This is a genomic window from Salipiger thiooxidans, assembly GCF_900102075.1.
GTDB classification, from domain to species: domain Bacteria; phylum Pseudomonadota; class Alphaproteobacteria; order Rhodobacterales; family Rhodobacteraceae; genus Salipiger; species Salipiger thiooxidans.
Map to the genome: position 1 here is coordinate 1 of NZ_FNAV01000068.1, position 1445 is coordinate 1445.

A 1445-nucleotide genomic window follows, 5' to 3' on the forward strand; every position below is an offset into this window, starting at 1 on the left:
GGTCCCTGGAAATAGCCCCACTTTAGGACCGTACCCTAAACCGACACAGGTGGACTGGTAGAGCATACCAAGGCGCTTGAGAGAACGATGTTGAAGGAACTCGGCAAAATACCTCCGTAAGTTCGCGAGAAGGAGGCCCGGTTCCTAGGCAACTAGGGGCTGGGGGCACAAACCAGGGGGTGGCGACTGTTTACTAAAAACACAGGGCTCTGCGAAGTCGCAAGACGACGTATAGGGTCTGACGCCTGCCCGGTGCCTGAAGGTTAAAAGGAGGGGTGAGAGCTCCGAATTGAAGCCCAGGTAAACGGCGGCCGTAACTATAACGGTCCTAAGGTAGCGAAATTCCTTGTCGGGTAAGTTCCGACCTGCACGAATGGCGTAACGACTTCCCCGCTGTCTCCAACATCGACTCAGCGAAATTGAATTGCCTGTCAAGATGCAGGCTTCCCGCGGTTAGACGGAAAGACCCCGTGCACCTTTACTACAGCTTCACACTGGCATCAGGCACAACATGTGCAGGATAGGTGGTAGGCTTCGAAGCAGGGACGCCAGTTCCTGTGGAGCCTTCCTTGAGATACCACCCTTGTTCTGCTTGATGTCTAACCGCGGTCCGTTATCCGGATCCGGGACCCTGTGTGGCGGGTAGTTTGACTGGGGCGGTCGCCTCCTAAAGCGTAACGGAGGCGCGCGAAGGTTGGCTCAGAGCGGTCGGAAATCGCTCGTTGAGTGCAATGGCAGAAGCCAGCCTGACTGCAAGACTGACAAGTCGAGCAGAGTCGAAAGACGGCCATAGTGATCCGGTGGTCCCAAGTGGGAGGGCCATCGCTCAACGGATAAAAGGTACGCCGGGGATAACAGGCTGATACTGCCCAAGAGTCCATATCGACGGCAGTGTTTGGCACCTCGATGTCGGCTCATCTCATCCTGGGGCTGGAGCAGGTCCCAAGGGTACGGCTGTTCGCCGTTTAAAGAGGTACGTGAGCTGGGTTTAGAACGTCGTGAGACAGTTCGGTCCCTATCTGCCGTGGGTGTAGGATACTTGAGAGGAGTTGCCCCTAGTACGAGAGGACCGGGGTGAACGATCCACTGGTGGACCAGTTGTCGTGCCAACGGCAGTGCTGGGTAGCTATGATCGGACAGGATAACCGCTGAAGGCATCTAAGCGGGAAGCCCCCCTCAAAACAAGGTATCCCTGAGGGCCGTGGAAGACCACCACGTCGATAGGCCGGAGATGTAAGCATGGTAACATGTTCAGTTGACCGGTACTAATGGCCCGATAGGCTTGATTTGATCCAGTAACAGACAGGTTCATACCTGATCTCTGCGGACCATCAAAAGCATACACACCGTAAGTGTGATGACATGGACAACGTCCCTGACGCGAAAGCAGAACGGGGTTGATTTGCTCGCTGCGCCTGGCATGGAGAGGTGCGGGACCCGCGTTG

The 1445-nt window shown here is 55.9% G+C and carries 1 rRNA gene; it reads left to right on the forward strand.

Annotated features, from left to right (window positions below):
• A 23S ribosomal RNA gene (locus BLQ77_RS28060) occupies positions 1-1290 on the forward strand; the annotation flags it as partial.
• Positions 1291-1445: the final 155 nt, after the last annotated feature.